Origin of the sequence: Photorhabdus viridis (assembly GCF_040256935.1) — a bacterium.
Taxonomy (GTDB): Bacteria; Pseudomonadota; Gammaproteobacteria; order Enterobacterales; family Enterobacteriaceae; genus Photorhabdus; species Photorhabdus viridis.
In genome coordinates, this window is record NZ_JBEJZY010000030.1 from 14,134 (window position 1) to 31,715 (window position 17,582).

The window sequence follows — 17,582 nt, forward strand, 5'->3', positions numbered from 1 at the left end:
CTAACCCTCAACGACATGGTAATTAACCGTTATTCCCATTGGTTTAATGGAGAGATAACCCTGACGGATAATTTCTTTTGTGATAGTACTAATTGATTTGCCTTTTACAGTTACAGTGAATGACATATCCAAATTATCTTCAAAGGATATGGATATGTTGTGGTTTGAATGAATAAAACTCAGGATGTTGTTAAGTGATTCTCCCGTTCCATCCCAGTTGTTTTCCCCTATTTTGGCTTTAATCACGATTCGGTAATTGTTGTCATCCAAGTCGATATAACTTTTGTCACTATCAAACCGATCTTTCCATGTACCGTAATCAAATCCCAATTCAGGAATATCAAAGGAGAAGTAATAGTATTCAATCGGAGCCTGGATTGTTCGGTTTCTCCCTACCCATTCACCGATAATATCAAGCTGTTTACCCACCGCTTTATCAAGGTCAAAAGCGCTAATCAGTAAATCATTTTTCAGTGCGCTCTGGTTTAATATATCGGTAATCGCTTCAAGCATTCTGACGTATTTTTTACCCTCCATGTGATACGCCGGAATCAGTTTCATATATTTATTCATTCTAGCACCGTCACTATTTTTATATTTTCAGGTGAACAAGTCGGTGCTTCGTTAAAAGCAATGTTGATGTTCGCCGAATGTGTTGTTGATGCTGTTTTACCTGCCATCACAGATAGGACTTCATATGTCTGACTGCCGTTTTTATTGCATAAGTTTGCCGGAACAAATAGGCGGGTAACATATATGCCATCACCAATGTAAAGTGAGTTGATATAGTCAGATATTTCTGTACGAATGCTATTCCCAATATCCGAGGTATATCCGACAAAAGGTCTAATCTGAATTTCAATGTAGATTGGCACCAGCGTAGGACGATAGAAGTTTATCGTTTTTTCATTGCCGGCAATGTCTGTGACAATTTCAGCAGTGGTACCAAATGTCGGTATGCCCGGCGTTTTCTTTTTTAAGATGGTTTGAGCAATTTCTTTCGAGTCTCCACCATCAATCACAATGGCTATACTGTGCGCGGGTATGCCATTTTCATCGGTTTGATCCGCGTCGTTGTCGTATCCCCGATAACGTGAGACGCCATGCAGGTTAGCAATCGCACCGATTAATCCATCCATAATGGTTTGTGATGGCAACGCGACTGAAACCGCCTGGCGTATTCGCAGTTCTGCATCAGATTCAATTCCCCGGCCAAGGGTAGCGGCAACAAGGTTTGTCACTGTTTGCCAGCCCAAGGTTGGCGTAGCAATTTGATTAACTGTGTGAGGCAATGCGCCAATCGCGCCAGTCTGTTGACATATGGCCGTCACAATAGCCTGTCCGTGTGTGTCGATAATCACTTCATCAGGGAGTAACCAGCTGTTTCCAGCGTCATCCCGTACGGAAGCGTTGCGGATAACCGTTCCTGCCCGACCAGTTATCAATACATCCACAGTCGAGTTACTGGGGCTTTTTCTAGTAATGCCGTTGATTTTGACACTGCGCGAAAGTCCTTCACCCACCGCGGTTGTCGGGCTAAATGAGTTGTAGGAAGCAATGGTGGCATTGTTACAGCCGTGAACAACGTACGCTATCAGCGACAGAAAAACCCCGTCTTTACTGTCAGATTCAACGTAAATATCGTTCCCGTAGATATCCCTGAATATCGCCTTCCAACCATTTAAGATGGTTTGATAATCAGGCGCGTTGATCCCGTTTTTATCAATAGCAGGTAGCATTGAGGTGATAATACTTTCATACATCAGCAGTTACTCCTGTCTGTCCATAAATCGTGTCAATCGTGGCGGTAATGGTGATTTTTCTTGTGTTGGGGTTTCTTTCACTACGGTAGTGGATAATTTCTGATACGCCCTGCGTTTGCAGTATTCGCTGTCTGATAATCAGATCATAGAAACCCGATGTGCCTTTACCCAGTACTTTGTCGTAATCGGTTCCCTCCCGATCATCAAGAAACCATTCGCCGCTGCGCAGCATCAAGCGAGTTTTCACCGCCTGCGCGACCGCTTCCGGTGAGTTGATCAGAAAACTCGCTTCTCCACGACCAAATACATAGTCGTTGTCAATTTCTCTTCTGTATCTCATTGCGGTTTCCTCGTGCTACCGTTACCAGTTTGTACTCCACCGTGCGTATGGTTCATCAGGCTTATGCCGCCCGCGGTCAGATCGTTGTTCACTGTAACTGGGCCTTGCAGGGTTGCTGTACCGCCACCCGCTCCCATTCCTTACGATAAGTTGCCGTTAATGGTGACGTTGCCGTTCAGGGTGATTTCAGGTGAAGTGATTTCAGTACCGCCATGTGCAGTGGCAATGAGTTTTGCCGGTGTGCTCACAGTGACATTATGGCTACCGGGATCGAGTTCGATATAAGCCGCGCCATCATCACTTCTTAGCTGTGCGGTGCTGATGCTGATACCGGCTATTTTTTGTTGCTGGGATTGTGGGCCAATAATCGCAAACCCATCGGACAGGTTGTGTTGTCGGGGATCTACCGGCTCTTGTACGCCGCCGGATTGCCACCAGTAATCAATACAGCGATCAGCAAATACCACCAGGCATTCATCACCCGCTTTTACCGGGAAGGTTAATGTCACTCCCCCGCCCCTTGGAAATATAACGGGCACATCAACTAGTAACGGCAAGGATACGGATTCCAGTTCGCCGTCTTTTTTCCTGATTTTCCATCTGATGGCGGGTTGTGCTGTTACTGTGACCGCATCAGCGTTAAATGATTGAATAATGCAAGGTAAAGAGACATACAATCCGGCGCTAATGACCTCTTGCATAGAAAAAAAGACCGCTTCGGGTCTATTTAGTCGTTCATCAGTATTTATCATCAGGTGTTTGCCTTATCTTTATCGCTCTTTAATTTCTTCAGCAATGTGTGATCGCTTTTAGCAACACACATCATCTCCATGTACCAGTCGGTTCCGCGAATGTCGCCGGAATAATTTACGCTGAAGACGATGTAATCACCGTCAGAATCCAATGCTGACGGCTGCTCTTTTGCATCTTTATGATTGTCAGATTTAGATGTTTCATCGCCGGAAGGTTCAACCGGCTTGATTGAGCGGTTATCCAGTCTGATTAATGTGCCGGGGCCAATATTGGGATTGATTAAACATTTAACATTAATACCAGCGCCAATGGTCTGTCCAGGCATACCAATCAGACCGGTTTTTAAGGTAAGTACAACCGCCTCTGTCAGATATTTATTCCTGGGCACAATATGCAACTGGTTATCTTCGTAACGCCAGTTAGCGTCACATTGCTTTGCCAGATTAGAAACTTCATTACGGTGCATACCAAAAAGCACTTTTCCCCTAGGGGATGCTGATTTGCGGAATTCCGGTCGCAGACCTGCGGTAATGCCATATTTGGCAATATCACGCATCAGTAAATGGTCTAAGTCTGCTTGTGAATATCCAGCAGCAATAGTGGTATTTACTGTCGCGTAATTGTGTGGCTCATCCCCATCCGCAGCTTGAATAACAACACAGGTATCGGTTGCACTTTCTCTTTTCACATGTGTGTATTGGATTTGGCCTGAAAATATTTGTCCTGAGTTCTCCTTATAGCCCGCTACAAATTTAATTGTTTTAAACTCATTTCGGCGTAATTTATTACTGGTTTCGTCATTAAGGTTATATATCGTGAAAACACCCGTAGCCGGATAGGAGTGTTCAGCTCTGTTGATATTAAATATGATTTTCAGGTTTGATAAATCTACTTTTTCACCCTTTTCGTCTACAACGATAAGGTGGCATTCTCTTATCCATTGTTTTGACATAATTCACCTAATTAACAGAAACAAAAAAACCGCAATTAAGCGGCACGTGTAATAAATCATAGGAAGTTAAAGGTTGTAGCTATAAAACTGCATCGGAATAAGATTCTATAAATGACAAAGGGCACCATCGCTGGTGCCCATTCACAGGAACGGTGGGCTTGTCATCGCCTTTTTACCGTACCTGGATTCCTGTTCCCAAGAAGTCTCACAAGTCCCCGAAGGGTACATGAGAAAATTATAAAAACTTACACTACTGCTTTTTTGCTACCGCGCAACTTGCTCTGTTGCTCACAACATGCAACCTTGTATTCAAAAGCATCTGGAGCCGCCTTCTTCAAGACATCAACACCGTGAGAATCAATAGACAATTATTACTTGTTCTTTTTCAGGAATTCTTTCACCTCACCCCGATCTTCACTTAAAGATATCGATTTTTTCCATCTGGGGATAAAAGATAATATTTCTCGTAAAATCCACTATATTCATGCTCCTATATCACTATATACCCTGCGTATTTACCAGAATCTACAATATCAATTCTCTTCCTGATAAAATAGTATCGGAGATTGCTCCTGATTTATTATCTAAAACCTTTACTGCCGCCAAAGTAAGATATTCAGGATATATTTTATTGCCGTCAAAAGATATAGCCATACCCGTTACTTGGCTTAAATTTTTCCATAACTAATTTGAACAAATGTATTACCCTTAATTTTCACCAAATTAACTTACTACAAAGTATAATCTATCCTCCTTGCCAAGATTATTCCTGTAAGGTTTCTGCTGATTTATATCGCCATAAAAGACTAATGAACCATTAAAACCAAGATGACAATATTGTTCAAGCAGATTAGCCCCAAAAACCAGCGGCAAACCATTAACTATGGGCTCACTGTCCGGTGTCATAATATCTAGGATCCAACCCGCAATATCACGCCACATCAAACGCATTTTATAGTTAATTCCATTTAGCTGAACATCAAATTGCTGATTTTTAGGTAATAAAGGAATTTCTACAATCCCAACCATTTTTTACCTCGTTCTATAACAAAGTCAAGAATTCTCTGTGGTAATGACGGCTTCACCGTGACTTTGGTTCCAACATTAACCACAGGCGCAGTATCTTCAGAATGTTTCATATTTTCTGCCGGTGCGGTCTTATTCGGCGATGTTTCAACAATCATAACTTCACGTAAAGTTAAAGTGACCGACAGAACGTTTTCACTGGTTTGATCCGTCGTAACACTCATATTTTGAATCAACATGTTGTTGTATAAACGTTTCCCTGTCGCAACATCAAAAGGTTTATATGATGATTTCAGAGCAAGTAGTTGTTGATATACCTCACGCGGGTTGGTACCCAGGCTCAATCCGGTGGAAATATCAAATACTTTTGTAGTATCCGCAACATCAAGCAACGAACCGCCACCAGCAAAACCTAAGCTCATTGTCACTTCTGATGGCGTGTCATAAGCATGATCACTGATTGTCGCTCCTTGCTGGACCGGATGATCTGTTATATTAGATGTGTCCGTATGGGTTTCTGAAATAACAACACTCGGCACAATAACACCTATTTTTCTCGTTTGCTGAGAAAACATGACTGATAATATATCCATTGTTATCTCACCTGTGTTTGCATATTTCGAAGTAGCATACTGTGAGTACGTTCTACTGTTTCCCCAGTCAGTCTTGCCGCCTCTTTGGGGGATTCAACGCCGTTAACCTCAATATGATAATTTACTTCTCCTATCCCCATCACATTATTGCCAGCAGGTATTGGCGTATGTAGCAGTAAATGAGGAGTCAGTATCTGATGATTCATCATGCTATTGATATTTGTCACCGCACCACTGATCATTCGGGGATCAATCGAAATATTTTTCAAAAAATGAGCAACATTATTCAGGTGTCCAGCCAATTTTGAGGGTTTATTCGCTGGTGGCGGCGTTCCGGTAATTGCCGCTCTGATAAGTTCGGGTGAATAAGGATTACCACCACTTTCCACTATCATCATGCTATCAATCAACCTTTGCATCACATTAGTATCGGTGAGATCAATGAATGCATTCTTAGAAACTCCCATCATTTTAGACACGCTGGCAATATAATCTTCCGTCTTATTACCATCTTTTGATGGTGCCCATGTTGGGATAATACTGGCAATGGTCTGTAGCTTTTTTCCGGTAGTTTGACCACGAAAATAACGTCTCAACTGATGGGCTGTACCTTTTAATCCACTGTATGCATCTGGATACTTAGCAAATCTGGGTTTTGGGCCATCTTCAAGTACTGCCCCTGTCTGATGTGCAAAGTTCATATTTAATGGATTATTATTCCGTACCCCTCTGGAAGACATTATTTTCTTTAGCCTTGCTCCTGTAAGCTCACTGTTAAAAGCGTTCATCGGCTGGTTAGCTGTAGCCATTAAACCAAGATGAGTATCATGCTGTTTAACAATATCAGTCTTAAGATGATCTTTATTTAGTAGCTTATTCTTTCGTTTCTTTTTCGTTTTACTTAATTGGTCTGATACTTTATCAGGAATACCATCAGTAACTATTGGGCTATGTCCTTTGTCGATTATGGTTTTCCTGACATCAAGTTGTTGCTGGTATTTTTCATACTTATCTTTGCTGAAAAACAGTGTCCAGTCAGAAGCAATATAGAGCCCATGTGTTGACATCCAGCTATTAAGTTGCTCAGATGTTATAAGTGGTTTTTTATTTGCTTCATATTCCCTTTGCCGCCGCATTAGGGTTTCACCCACGTTTTCGTGATTTCTTTTTGCTTCTTCCTGTAATGCATTTAACCGATTATTCAAATCAAAGATTATACCCAGAGTGATTTTTCTTCCTGTGAATTTCCACAATTCATTCAGTGTCGCCAATAAACCTTTCGCTGAGATTTCCCCTTTGTCTAACCATTTGACTAATTCTTCAACGGCATTAAATATGTCATCACTATCAAGTGTGCCCGTGGATTGACCAGCACAATCCATTGGTGTTTTTAATAACTGTTCACTTATCAATGAGACTAAAGAAGCCGTATTACAATGGTTGCTATTTGCATCACTGGCCTGAATGTCCATGTTGGGCAAAAGCCCCTCAACATTTCCCGCAGCCTGGTGGATACCACTATCAATAGATTTAATTTTTTCAGTCGTGACGCCTATTTTCTGCAATTGCCCACCGAGCTTATCCAGGCCGTTAGCGATTTGAGTGATAAAATTAACCACAGCTAATGTTGCGTTTTCAATTTCCGCCCGCATTTTGAGAACGTTAGACGTGATTTCGGTGATAACAGCCATGAATTTACGCTGTCCCACTTCGTCAACATCAAACCTAAGTGATACCAGGAAATCTTCAATTGTTTCAGTGTCATTGCTCACTTCGCCACCTCTCTATCATGGCCTCATTTTCCGATTTAACGTCAAGGGCATCATTCATCAGTGCAATATCAGCCAGGTCGAGAACGCCGTCTTTTAAAGATTCATAGCGGCACATACCCGCAATGACCGGGCGTAACAGGTAATCACGCCCTTCTGGCAGGGTTTCAAAATTTAAGCTGGCTCGTCCTGGGATTACACTACGCTCTCTAATGGGGCGGGAAAAAAATTTCCCAATGAGTCTCTAATAATAAAACCCACAATTTTCAACAGCTCTAAGCCATTGATGTCATCGAACATCAATATCTGACCATTAGATTCATAAATTTTACTCCAGATACCATTCTGTTCACGGGAAACAATTGATAAGCAAATGTCATTAATTTCATGTCGGTTTGATTTTCCCAGCGCATTGATTGATTCAACCAGATAAGGGAGCAATTCTTCAAAACCGGTCTCATTTTCATTATTTTTGGTTGTAACAAGCTTTTTCATGAGCGGTCCAAGCGCCGGAATGGCTGGCGCTAAAGCCACTGCCAGATCCTGTTGCTGAAAAGCGTTTAGTTTGCCGCCGCGATACTTTTTACCATCAATTTCAAATTCCATAATCACCCCTTAAAACTTATCCTCAAAATCGCTCAAGCCACCGAAATATAAGTCCAATGCTGGCTTGAGCGTTGTTTCAGCGTCTATGAAGTCAATTCGTTAGAATGTGCCTAACATGATGTCGATTTTTCCGCAATCAAACACCCAGGCAACGGTATTGCCGGCTTTGGCATTCTGCAAATCCGGCTGCTTCTGAAATGCGACAGAACGGGCAACAGCTGTGTCGTTACTCTGCTTATTGCGAATCACAATCACGTTATTGCCCCATGCCGCTGATGAAAGCGATTGTGTACTCAGCATCGCGTTCAGTTTGGCGTTTACCGGGCTGGTTTTAAGTAAATTAACGGTGATAGTGCCAGATTTGGACACATGCAATGAATGCATCACTTCACCGTCTGCCCCTGTGGTCATAGTGTTTTTGCTTTCTGACATTGTGACGGTGATACCCTCATCAGAGAGAGCTGCGCCGTTGCCAAGATCAAAAGAACCGCCAACTCCGGTAATAGACGCGGAGACATCAAGAAAAGAATATGTAGCCATTTTCAACCCTTATCTGTTTACATTAATAATGACATCAGCGTAGTGAACAGCCCCTGCTAATTTAATAGCACACTGGATAACCGGTGCTTTTCGGGCTTCCCTGTCAGCCTGCGCTTGTGTCGCAATAGGTGGTGCGTAAACGTAATAACCTTTTGTTAATGTCGCCCCGGTATTCAACGCACCAAAAGGATCTCCCCCCCATACACCATGAGCGATCAATCCATTAGTTACCGCTTGATCAAGTGACTGTTCAACATTGGTAATCAGGCGCGTGACACCTTCATCAGTCTGTGGGATCTTGCTGGTACTGGTATAAAGCAAGTTATAAAGATTGTTCTGAACGTAGTTCTGTAACCAATCCAGGCCGTGGCGCTCGTCAATAAAATCGCCGTTTGCCATGACGCCTTCCTGAATAATGGCCGTATCGTTATTGTATTTAACAAAAACGTTGCCGTTTTTCTTCTTCAAGGCGTTAGCTTGAGTTGCTGTCAGGTTTTCCGCAGTCACAGCCGGTTCCTGTTTGAATTTCAAGGTAATGGTGGTGTTATTGCCATTGAAATTCACGGTAAACATCCGCCCCATCAGAGAAGCGGCGGTATACGGTTTTCCGGATGAATATTGCCAGAGCGTGCGCTGATAGTTTCCGCCTTTCAATTGTGATCCGATATCGGTAGCAACATCAGTATCCAATACGTCTATTTTCTGTACTGCATGCCCATAAATACGAGAAACCGACGCGGATTCGATGTAGTCGGCAACAGACAAAATATCTTTATCCGTCAGTGAATCATCAGCAATAACCAGCCCGTACCAACCACTGGACAGCGCTCCTAATGTTGCCACCGCCTCAGCAATCGTTTCTGCTTTAGTCGGTTCGGTAACCATAGCGCCAGAAATTTCGTCCAGTTTTAACAGCTCGCCAATATAAGTTCCGGTCGTTGCCGGTAAGATATAATCCATCGTGCCCGAAGAATGCGGTACGATGGTGAAACGTGAAGATGCCATGTCATAAGTGACCGAACAATCTTTCAACTTATCCTCTACCCGTTGGGCAACGCCATTAAGATTCGTCTCTTTACTAAAATCAATGCCGCTGCATATCACCTCTTTTCCATTAATCATTAATTTAAAAGAGCCATCCGTCACAGCAGTAAACTTATTGATTGTTTGCTGTTGCTTGTTCAGTATTGCACTCTGCAAAGAGGAAACGACGTTGTCTTTAGCCCATCGACCGATATATAAATCAACCGGGCGTGGCGACTGGGAGTAATAAAGCGCTGCGGCCTGATATTCTGGTGAAGTCAGTCCAAAATCAGTACCGACGCCATCAATATCAGAATACAGACGTAAACGTTCTTGAGTGTTGATCACGTTGCTTGCGCCGACTATCAGTAACGCACCAAAGTTCCGGGACTGGGCCGCATGAGGAGCCATATTCAACGTGACATTGACAATGTTTGAAACAGGTAAACCCTGCATAATTTAATCTCCAAAGAATTTGACAGGCGCTTCCACCAGTGATTTAACACCGTATTCACGCACTACTTTTCGCCGCAAGGTGATCGTCATGTCATAACGATACACCCACTGGTTATTGATAAGCTCAGGTAAGGCAATCAACTGGCCGGATTTATCTACTGAGAGGCCAAAACGTCCCAATTCGTCATTGTTCTGACTGACCACCAACCCATCACGAAAACAGGTGCCGTATCGTTGGCAATTCGGGCCATAAAATGAAACCAGGCATTCGATTTCTTCATGGCGCCATAATTCAGTACTTTCTTCGGTCTGGTTCTCAAAAGCAGGCGTAACATCCGAAATAAAGCCCGTAATGCCAAAATCACACCCATCATCATCCGCTGGTAACGGTGGCGATTGTACGGATGTCCATCGGGAACGCACTTTATCGTTAGGCAATCCAGAGACACCACTCACCCAACAACTTAGTGTGTGCTCCAGTTCCTCATCGTACTCAGGCCCAGGAGTGACAGACGTCAACCAACCAGCTTTATCACTACCGTTACTCATCAAAAACACCTCCATCAAACAGCAATAACTCACCATGTACCTGGGCAAACCAAGCGCAATGCAAGCTTCGTTCCCAGTAGCGGGTTATGATTGATTTAACAGGGATACCGACCGCAAAAATAAGGAAATAGGCGTGAGCGATTCGCGGCGGCAAATATGAAAAAGGCCGCAACAAAATGCGACCTCTACAATTATTATTTAAATTTTCACTTCTATCGGTACGTAATAGCAGATGCTGCAAAAACCGAATGAAATAAGCCCCGATAAGAATATCGGGGCTTATTAGCTTTAGCGCTTATTCGCAACTTTAACTGATTAGTACACTACCATAGCTTTTTGCGTACGCGTAAGCTTTTTGTGCTCTCGGATTTCATCATCCATTTCTAACTTAATATCGAGCATAGCCAGACATCCCTGTACAAAACTTTCTCCCTTTTGTAACCGGGAACGCACTTCAATATCCGATACTTCAAGTAAACGCGCTATGCACCGTTTGGAAAGCCCTAAAGAATAGTACATAAATAAAACTTCAATTTCTTCAGACTTATCTACCGTCTGTAGCTTTGCTATACAAGAATCAATTATCAAGCCGTCGTTATCACAGCAGTTTCCTTACACACGCTGACAAAAAAACAACCTCACGAGAAGTAACATTGATCTTGGTTATGAACTCTTATTCTTACACCATGAAATAAAAAGATTCAGTGTTCCTCCCCAAAAAATACCATCAAAAAAGCCACTTAATAGCCCAAAAAGTAAATTATAATGTAATGAGTGTAGCAATATTGGGTAAATACTTAATAAAGCCGTCATGACAAACTTACTTACAAAAGTAATCATGATCACTATCAATGTCAAAGGCGTACCTGAGCGAATAATTAAGTTGCTGTTAGTTTTTTTTCTTAATCGTGGCTGTGATCTCCATAGTATCCAACCAATAGTAGTACCGAAAATCAGACCGATTCCCATCATCACCAGTGATAAATTTGAGAAGTAGGTTTCCGTGAGAACACTATGTATTCCCCAAACTAAAAATACGGTAGGCAGCAAGAAAATGCGCCCTATACTCATTTCACGGTCTGAAAGAGCTTTAATGCCTCTTATGACAAGAAATACAAGCAGAATCCAGACCCATATAGGTGTGTCTTTTATAATAGTGATGAATTGTGGCATATTGTCACTCATTAACCTTTTTTATATGAAAAGTTTATCATGAAGGTGATTTTGCTTTCTTTCTGTAATAACCTCTCATTATTTAGAGTAAATATTTAGACACAAGCATGGTAAAAAATAGTGCTTAAAGCTAATAAGCGAGAATGTGACCCTGATGTAAAAATATAATATATGCTCCCATTTATTACAAGAGCAAAAATCCATATTAATGTTATATTTCTATTAATTTTATAAAAAACAACATGATTGAGCTTATCTTCTGAAAACGAATATCACGACTATGCAATCGTAAATGGCTTTTTTATGATTAAATTGGCTATAGTAATATACAGATAAAATTGTGTAACAGAAACTTGCCGGATCGTCAGAAATTAATGGAATCCAATCGAAACAATAGTTAATAAAAACAAATAGAAAATTTAATAAATTTCATAAAGTTATTGGTTCATACTATGAAATAAGATGACGATTAATTACGATTAGAAAGGCTAAAAGCAAACCTCATATTGTAAATTTTGCATCTATGATTCATGTAGTAAACATCATATAAGAATAGAGATGCCAGGGAATCAGAGAGATAAAAAATTTTAACAAATTATTCATGGCAATGCCTACAAGAAGGAAAAACTGCCATTAGTATGACGTTCACCATTTTCATCACAGATAAAAAAATTACCTAACATTCCTTTACTATCAGTTTTGAGTGATACTATATAATTATGCTCAGGTCTTACCGCTTTCAGGAATTTTACTTTGTGTAATTTAATGATATCAGTCTTACTTTCATTCCTTTTACACAGAGAGAAAACAAGATCTATAAGTAATGAGCCGGGGCAAACAGGTTGCCCCGGAAAATGCTCCTGAAATAAATAATGACCTGAATTCAAATGGAAACCATAACAGTGGTTGCTGATAGGCCAGACTTCCCATAAGGAAATAGCAGAGTTTTCAATGGAAATCTCAGCGAAAGGCGTCGTTGATAATTCTACCTCACTGACGATAATGCTGGCTTGCGCAACAGTTTTTTCTCTGGATTCTCCACTATAAACTCGGCAGTTAACACGGAAGGTGTTATAGATTGGCTCAAGTCCCCCTTCCACGATCATCTCATTGCTACATGATGCCACCTTACAGGAAAAATGTTCAATCATAACAGGGAGAAAACGCTGCTGCATTTTAGCCGAAAACTGTGAGGATACATAACGAACCGCAAACTGGTTTAAGGCTTCAATCAACAGACTAATGGCACTGTGATTTTGATACCCCTGCCAACTTGAAAGTAGTGCAACACCGGTTGCCATGTCTCCCCTTGGTTCAATAATCAAAGGTAAGCATATTGCAAGAAATTGTGTTTCCATGTTGCACCTTATAACCAGTGTTTCGGAAGTACTTTGTATTTTTCACGCAATTCCTTCGAACTCATACCAAATGCATGTGCATTGAAACGTTGTCTATAATGACTCAATAGGATAGGTGCTCGACAAACAAAGAAAGCAAGTACGGCAATATAGGGATCAACCCGCCTCTGACTGAGTACACAGCCTAATAAATAATCTACATTAGCGTTTAATCCACAATAAGAGGTAATGGTACTAGCGAGTATTTTATAAGGAGTGAATGTATCATTATATTGAGAAAAAAATGCATCAACACGCGTATCTCGTAGCATAACTGGATGGCCGAAGCCCGGATAGGGTTTAGCGGCACAATAATTATGCATGGCACTCTTGATATTCCCTCGTTTTAAATGAAGAGATGAAGCGTTAAGTTTTTTCATAACGAGTTGACAAGCACCTAAATGTGACGGACCGGCTGCACATAAAGCCCCTATTAAGGCATAATTAACACTGTTTTTAGTACTGGCAATAAATCTTACTGTCGCGGTGGTTGGTGTAACTATACCGAATCCCCCTAATAACAGCGACATCATAAAACTGCTATCAATAGTATTATCAGTATAATCACTAAGTGACGTCAGAAACCATTGACTAAATGCGCGGCAATTTGTTAGTTGTGGAAAAGAGGGGGTGTACTCTTTGCGTCTTGCAAGTTCGATTAGCCACGGTAACAACAGTATTACCATCAAATCAGATTGATCTTCTGTAATTGATTGTTCGGTAAGAAAAGACTTATCTATTTCTACTTGCATTAGTAATATGATGAAACGCTGTAAGGGAGATAATTCTTGGTTGCAGGGTAACAATTGGTGCATTTTTTGAATCCTTACTATACATGCACTGTTTTGTAAGGCTGTGCTGGCTTTCATTACCAGACTATCCATTTCTTCAAGTGATAAAATATCACCGCTTAGAGAAAACCAAGTATTTTGTAAGTAGTGATAATTTTTCGCTAAGGTTAAAATGTTTTTCTGGCGAATATATAGAATGTTTTTTTCAATGTCATAGTAATCAATTGAGTTATTTACCATGTTGTTCTCCATTGAGTGCCGGAAACCGATAAAGTCTCAAATTCATGTCGTTGCGCTCTTTGGTAGCCAACAAATAGTGTTCAAAACTTGTTGAACCTCTAAATTGAGAGTGATAAAGAAAATGAGGGATTCGCTCAATTACATTTACAATATCAATAGCTGAATTGAGAATGGCAGCATAAACGTTTTCTTTATTTACAATAGATGATGAGAGCAGAATCAGATCAATGCCAGCATAGCCAAAATTTTCTCCGGATTCAGTGATAAATGTTGCTCGTTCAACAGCCACTCCTTTATGGAGCCGCCAGTTTTCAAATACTTCGCGAGCTGACTCAATAGCATCTTTGTCGTAATCAATTGCAGTGACCTTGGCATTTGTATATTTCATCCACATCAAAATCGATGCAGGCATTGGACCACAGCCAACATGACATATATGCTTAGGTGATTGTTCTAATAATTCTCTTTCGTCGAAATATAATGAGCGATAATGCTCAGTATAGAATTTTTGATTTTCACTTAAAGTAAATATTTCATTCCCGGTTAGTGTTTTTTTTCCACACATAAAACTGGCAATAATTGTTTCATGATTTTTCTCATCGAGAATAATTTTATTATCCAACTTTGAAAGTAATTGCTCCTGATTATGGCTAAATTTATAATATAGATCAGGATGATTTCTTTTAACAAACAAAAGATCATCACGTATTTGTTTTACTATAAGATCAAACTCTGGTAATAATCCAGATTGTTTTTTTATAGGGTAACTTATTGCCTGATTTATTTTATCTATTATGTCATTTAACATAATTTAATATCCTTTTATCTATTATTAAAATAGGCTTTCCCCTTAATGAAAGAGGAAAGCTTTCCTGCCTAATTTGTGTTATCCCTCCCCACGCCATGAGGAAAACTTATACAAATTAAGGTTCGTATCGTAACGTTCTTTAGTCGCTAACTGATAACGTTCAAAACCTTTCGGACGGTAGAATTCTAAGCTATAAAAATACCTAGGTATCCTTTCAATGATACTCACTGTATCCTTATCTGAATTAAGAATGGCAGAAAAAACGCCTTCTTTATTTAAAATAGCCCTAGAAATAATAACCAGATCCATACCCGCATAATTGAAATTTTCTCCTTTTGTGGCAATAAATGTTGCTCGGTCAGCAGAGATTTGTTTAGGCCGTCTCCAGGTTTCAAATACCGCACGGGCTGATTCAACAGAATATTTGTCATGGTCAATTGCTGTTATGTGTGCATCAGTATATTTCAGCCACATTAGAACTGATGAGGGCATTGGTCCGCATCCAACATGACAGACATATTTAGGGTGGGAAAGAACATTCTTCAATAAATCTTTCTCATCAAAATATAATGAACGGTTACGCTCAATATAATAATTTTTCATTTTATCTACGGCTGAAGCTTCATCTCCTGAGAATGGCAACGTCCCAGTCATAGAGTCAGCAATCATGATTTCCCAATTTTTACTATATGCTAGCGCTTTATTATCTAAAACTGACAGCAGCTGTGACTGAATTTCGCAAAATCTATTATATTGACTAGGGTCATATTTTTTTACATCTAGAAGGTCATCACGTATTTTGGTAGTAAGCTCATTAAATTTTGGTGATAACGAGTATTTTTCTATTGGATAATTTATTGCTTCATTTATCTTATTTATTAGATCATCAAACATAATTTAACTCCGATTATCTATGATTAACAAATGCTTTCCTCGTGGAGATAGAGAAAAGTCGTTATATTCTGCTTTAATTAAGCAGACATTTCCTCGCTTTCTACTATAAGCTTCAGATAACTCTGGTATATTTCGTATTTCTTCTTCTAAGCTATCTAAATCAATTTTATCATTTTCTTTAGACAAAACTCTTATCATGAGACATTCTTTACTCTTATTATCAGAAGATAATTCAATTTGTATTTTAGCATCGGGTAATTTATTGACAATAAGGTGTGTTATTTTTTTACAATTGACAACATTCCCCATAAAATTAAATTCATCTATATTACGTCTGATATCAGTTAAGAGCAGATTCTCATTTCTATAACTGATTTTTGCATTATCACCAGTAGCGTATCGGATCAAACGATATGACGCTGTGTGATCCAATGAAGTAACTAATAACCCAAACTTATTATCATATTCAAAAAAGAAGTCCTCTTTAAAGAGAATATATTGATCATGATTCTCAGTAGAAAGCCCCAGAAAACCACACTCAGACAACCCATACAATCCAATAATTTTTAAATCATTCCCTAATATATCAAGAATATACTTTTCCTGATCTTTTCGAAGAGATTCACCAGTGAAAACTATCTTTTTTATTGATAATGAAATATCAAAATATTTCATTGCCTCAATAAATTGAATAATTGAGGCAGGCACACCAAATAATACAGAAAGACCAATTTCTACGAGAAAATAAAAATGTTTTTTATCTAAGAGTCTAATATCTCCAATTGGAATTACGCTGGCATGACAGTATTTTGCTATTTCACAGGCAGAGTAGTGTAATGATGAGAACAAATTAATCGTAAACAGATTACCTACTACGTCCTGGCAAGTAAAAACCTGGTGTTTTTTTAGCCTGTCAATAAGATTATGTTCACTATTGGAAGCTGAATTTTTGCTCACTTTGAAAGTAGTCCGTACAGCTTTCATTGTTCCTGTGGTTCCGCTGGTTGTACCTATCAAGGCAGGAAAAGAAGCCGCTTCTATCGGTGTATTCACAGGTAAAAGTATTTGCTTGTTTACAGGCACTATACTGCAAAATTCTTGATAATCAGAAAAATAGCGTTGTGTTATTGTTGCCAGACGTTCCCGTTCACTCAGGAATAGTTGTGAATTGTCATAAATTTTCATATTACACCTTCTTTTTTATAAGAATTTCACAACCTAAAGCGCCTATCCCGGTTCCTTTTTTCACATGGCATTCAATATTTTTCATCTGGCATGAGGATAGTAGTGACTGAATTTGTTCTAACGTATATTTCTCATCGATACTCATATTGGGAACACCACATTTTTCTCGTTCTTCGTTAAATAACTTAATGGATTTTTCATCTGCATCAGCCAATGGTTCATGAATAATGGCAATCCCACCTTTATCCAATACACGACATATTTCCTGTAAACCTTTTTGGGGTTCTGACCAATGATGAATAATTGACCTTCCATAAATTAATGAGAATATCTGCTCATTAAATGGTAATGCACTGGCACTACCTTCATACACGGTTATTTTCGATTGTACTGCGTGTTTTTTTATTTTTTCCCTGCAAAAAGTAACCATACGTAAATCAAGATCAATTCCGTTTAAGTGGTAATGGTTAAGTTCTGGAGCATCTAATAAATTAAAAAGCATATGGCCTGTCCCCATGCCCACATCCAATAAACTACTTTTTTCTGAGGTGATAGTTGCCATCTCTTCAAGAAGGCGTTTTCTAAGATAGGAGTTCCATATTGAAGTTCCTACAATTGCAAAATTTTCGTATTGCTCAGGAGTTAAATCAACAAATAAATCTTTCATTATTCATGTCCTTATAGTGTATGAATAGAAAATAAAATCACCTAATCTAATGAATTA

The 17,582-nt window shown here is 39.7% G+C and carries 20 protein-coding genes and 2 pseudogenes; all 22 read right to left on the reverse strand.

Going from position 1 to position 17,582, the window contains the following annotated elements; genetic code table 11:
- Positions 1-573, reverse strand: a complete 573-nt coding sequence (locus tag ABR397_RS14010; protein WP_350306268.1) for a DUF2612 domain-containing protein — start codon at positions 571-573, stop codon at positions 1-3.
- Positions 570-1,763, reverse strand: a complete 1,194-nt coding sequence (locus ABR397_RS14015) for a baseplate J/gp47 family protein (RefSeq protein ID WP_350306269.1) — start codon at positions 1,761-1,763, stop codon at positions 570-572. The genes ABR397_RS14010 and ABR397_RS14015 overlap by 4 nt, the downstream gene beginning before the upstream one ends.
- Positions 1,756-2,103, reverse strand: coding sequence for a hypothetical protein (locus ABR397_RS14020; protein ID WP_350306270.1), 348 nt, complete (start codon positions 2,101-2,103; stop codon positions 1,756-1,758). The genes ABR397_RS14015 and ABR397_RS14020 overlap by 8 nt, the downstream gene beginning before the upstream one ends.
- Positions 2,100-2,804 (reverse strand): annotated as a pseudogene (locus tag ABR397_RS14025) (Gp138 family membrane-puncturing spike protein). Before ABR397_RS14025 ends, ABR397_RS14020 begins: the two are co-directional and overlap by 4 nt.
- A gap of 50 nt (positions 2,805-2,854) precedes the next feature.
- Positions 2,855-3,808 (reverse strand): phage protein, encoded by a 954-nt coding sequence (locus ABR397_RS14030; RefSeq protein WP_350306271.1) that lies wholly within the window; start codon positions 3,806-3,808, stop codon positions 2,855-2,857.
- A gap of 525 nt (positions 3,809-4,333) precedes the next feature.
- The gene (locus ABR397_RS14035; protein WP_350306272.1) at positions 4,334-4,462 is read right to left on the reverse strand and encodes a hypothetical protein; all 129 of its coding nucleotides are present in this window, start codon (positions 4,460-4,462) and stop codon (positions 4,334-4,336) included.
- Positions 4,463-4,531: 69 nt separating this feature from the next.
- A complete protein-coding gene (locus ABR397_RS14040) occupies positions 4,532-4,837 on the reverse strand; it encodes a phage baseplate plug family protein (protein WP_350306273.1) in 306 nt (101 codons plus the stop codon).
- Positions 4,822-5,427 (reverse strand): phage baseplate protein, encoded by a 606-nt coding sequence (locus ABR397_RS14045; protein ID WP_350306274.1) that lies wholly within the window; start codon positions 5,425-5,427, stop codon positions 4,822-4,824. Before ABR397_RS14045 ends, ABR397_RS14040 begins: the two co-directional genes overlap by 16 nt.
- 2 nt (positions 5,428-5,429) lie before the next feature.
- A complete protein-coding gene (locus ABR397_RS14050) occupies positions 5,430-7,199 on the reverse strand; it encodes a hypothetical protein (protein WP_350306275.1) in 1,770 nt (589 codons plus the stop codon).
- The gene (locus ABR397_RS14055; protein ID WP_021325270.1) at positions 7,189-7,314 is read right to left on the reverse strand and encodes a DUF6889 family protein; all 126 of its coding nucleotides are present in this window, start codon (positions 7,312-7,314) and stop codon (positions 7,189-7,191) included. The genes ABR397_RS14050 and ABR397_RS14055 overlap by 11 nt, the downstream gene beginning before the upstream one ends.
- A gap of 77 nt (positions 7,315-7,391) precedes the next feature.
- Positions 7,392-7,802: a phage tail assembly chaperone gene (locus ABR397_RS14060; protein ID WP_350306276.1), complete on the reverse strand. Its 411-nt coding sequence runs from the start codon at positions 7,800-7,802 to the stop codon at positions 7,392-7,394.
- Positions 7,803-7,901: 99 nt separating this feature from the next.
- Complete coding sequence (locus ABR397_RS14065) at positions 7,902-8,342, reverse strand: DUF3277 family protein (protein WP_350306277.1); 441 nt, start codon at positions 8,340-8,342, stop codon at positions 7,902-7,904.
- Between the two features lie 9 nt (positions 8,343-8,351).
- Positions 8,352-9,821: a DUF3383 domain-containing protein gene (locus ABR397_RS14070; protein WP_350306278.1), complete on the reverse strand. Its 1,470-nt coding sequence runs from the start codon at positions 9,819-9,821 to the stop codon at positions 8,352-8,354.
- A gap of 3 nt (positions 9,822-9,824) precedes the next feature.
- Complete coding sequence (locus ABR397_RS14075; RefSeq protein ID WP_350306279.1) at positions 9,825-10,370, reverse strand: phage neck terminator protein; 546 nt, start codon at positions 10,368-10,370, stop codon at positions 9,825-9,827.
- Positions 10,371-10,685: 315 nt separating this feature from the next.
- Positions 10,686-10,967 (reverse strand): annotated as a pseudogene (locus ABR397_RS14080) (antiterminator Q family protein); the annotation flags it as partial.
- A gap of 66 nt (positions 10,968-11,033) precedes the next feature.
- Positions 11,034-11,543 carry a DUF6622 family protein gene (locus ABR397_RS14085; RefSeq protein WP_350306280.1) on the reverse strand — a complete coding sequence of 170 codons (510 nt, stop codon included), beginning with the start codon at positions 11,541-11,543 and terminating at the stop codon, positions 11,034-11,036.
- Positions 11,544-12,154: 611 nt separating this feature from the next.
- Positions 12,155-12,901: a hypothetical protein gene (locus tag ABR397_RS14090; RefSeq protein ID WP_350306281.1), complete on the reverse strand. Its 747-nt coding sequence runs from the start codon at positions 12,899-12,901 to the stop codon at positions 12,155-12,157.
- Between the two features lie 8 nt (positions 12,902-12,909).
- Positions 12,910-13,971 (reverse strand): citrate/2-methylcitrate synthase, encoded by a 1,062-nt coding sequence (locus ABR397_RS14095; protein ID WP_350306282.1) that lies wholly within the window; start codon positions 13,969-13,971, stop codon positions 12,910-12,912.
- Entirely contained in the window at positions 13,961-14,779 is an 819-nt protein-coding gene (locus tag ABR397_RS14100; protein WP_350306283.1) for a class I SAM-dependent methyltransferase, read from the reverse strand. The genes ABR397_RS14095 and ABR397_RS14100 overlap by 11 nt, the downstream gene beginning before the upstream one ends.
- A 78-nt stretch (positions 14,780-14,857) precedes the next feature.
- The gene (locus ABR397_RS14105; RefSeq protein WP_350306284.1) at positions 14,858-15,673 is read right to left on the reverse strand and encodes a hypothetical protein; all 816 of its coding nucleotides are present in this window, start codon (positions 15,671-15,673) and stop codon (positions 14,858-14,860) included.
- Between the two features lie 3 nt (positions 15,674-15,676).
- Positions 15,677-16,858: an AMP-binding protein gene (locus tag ABR397_RS14110; protein WP_350306285.1), complete on the reverse strand. Its 1,182-nt coding sequence runs from the start codon at positions 16,856-16,858 to the stop codon at positions 15,677-15,679.
- Position 16,859: 1 nt separating this feature from the next.
- Positions 16,860-17,525 carry a class I SAM-dependent methyltransferase gene (locus ABR397_RS14115; RefSeq protein ID WP_350306286.1) on the reverse strand — a complete coding sequence of 222 codons (666 nt, stop codon included), beginning with the start codon at positions 17,523-17,525 and terminating at the stop codon, positions 16,860-16,862.
- Positions 17,526-17,582 lie beyond the last annotated feature (57 nt).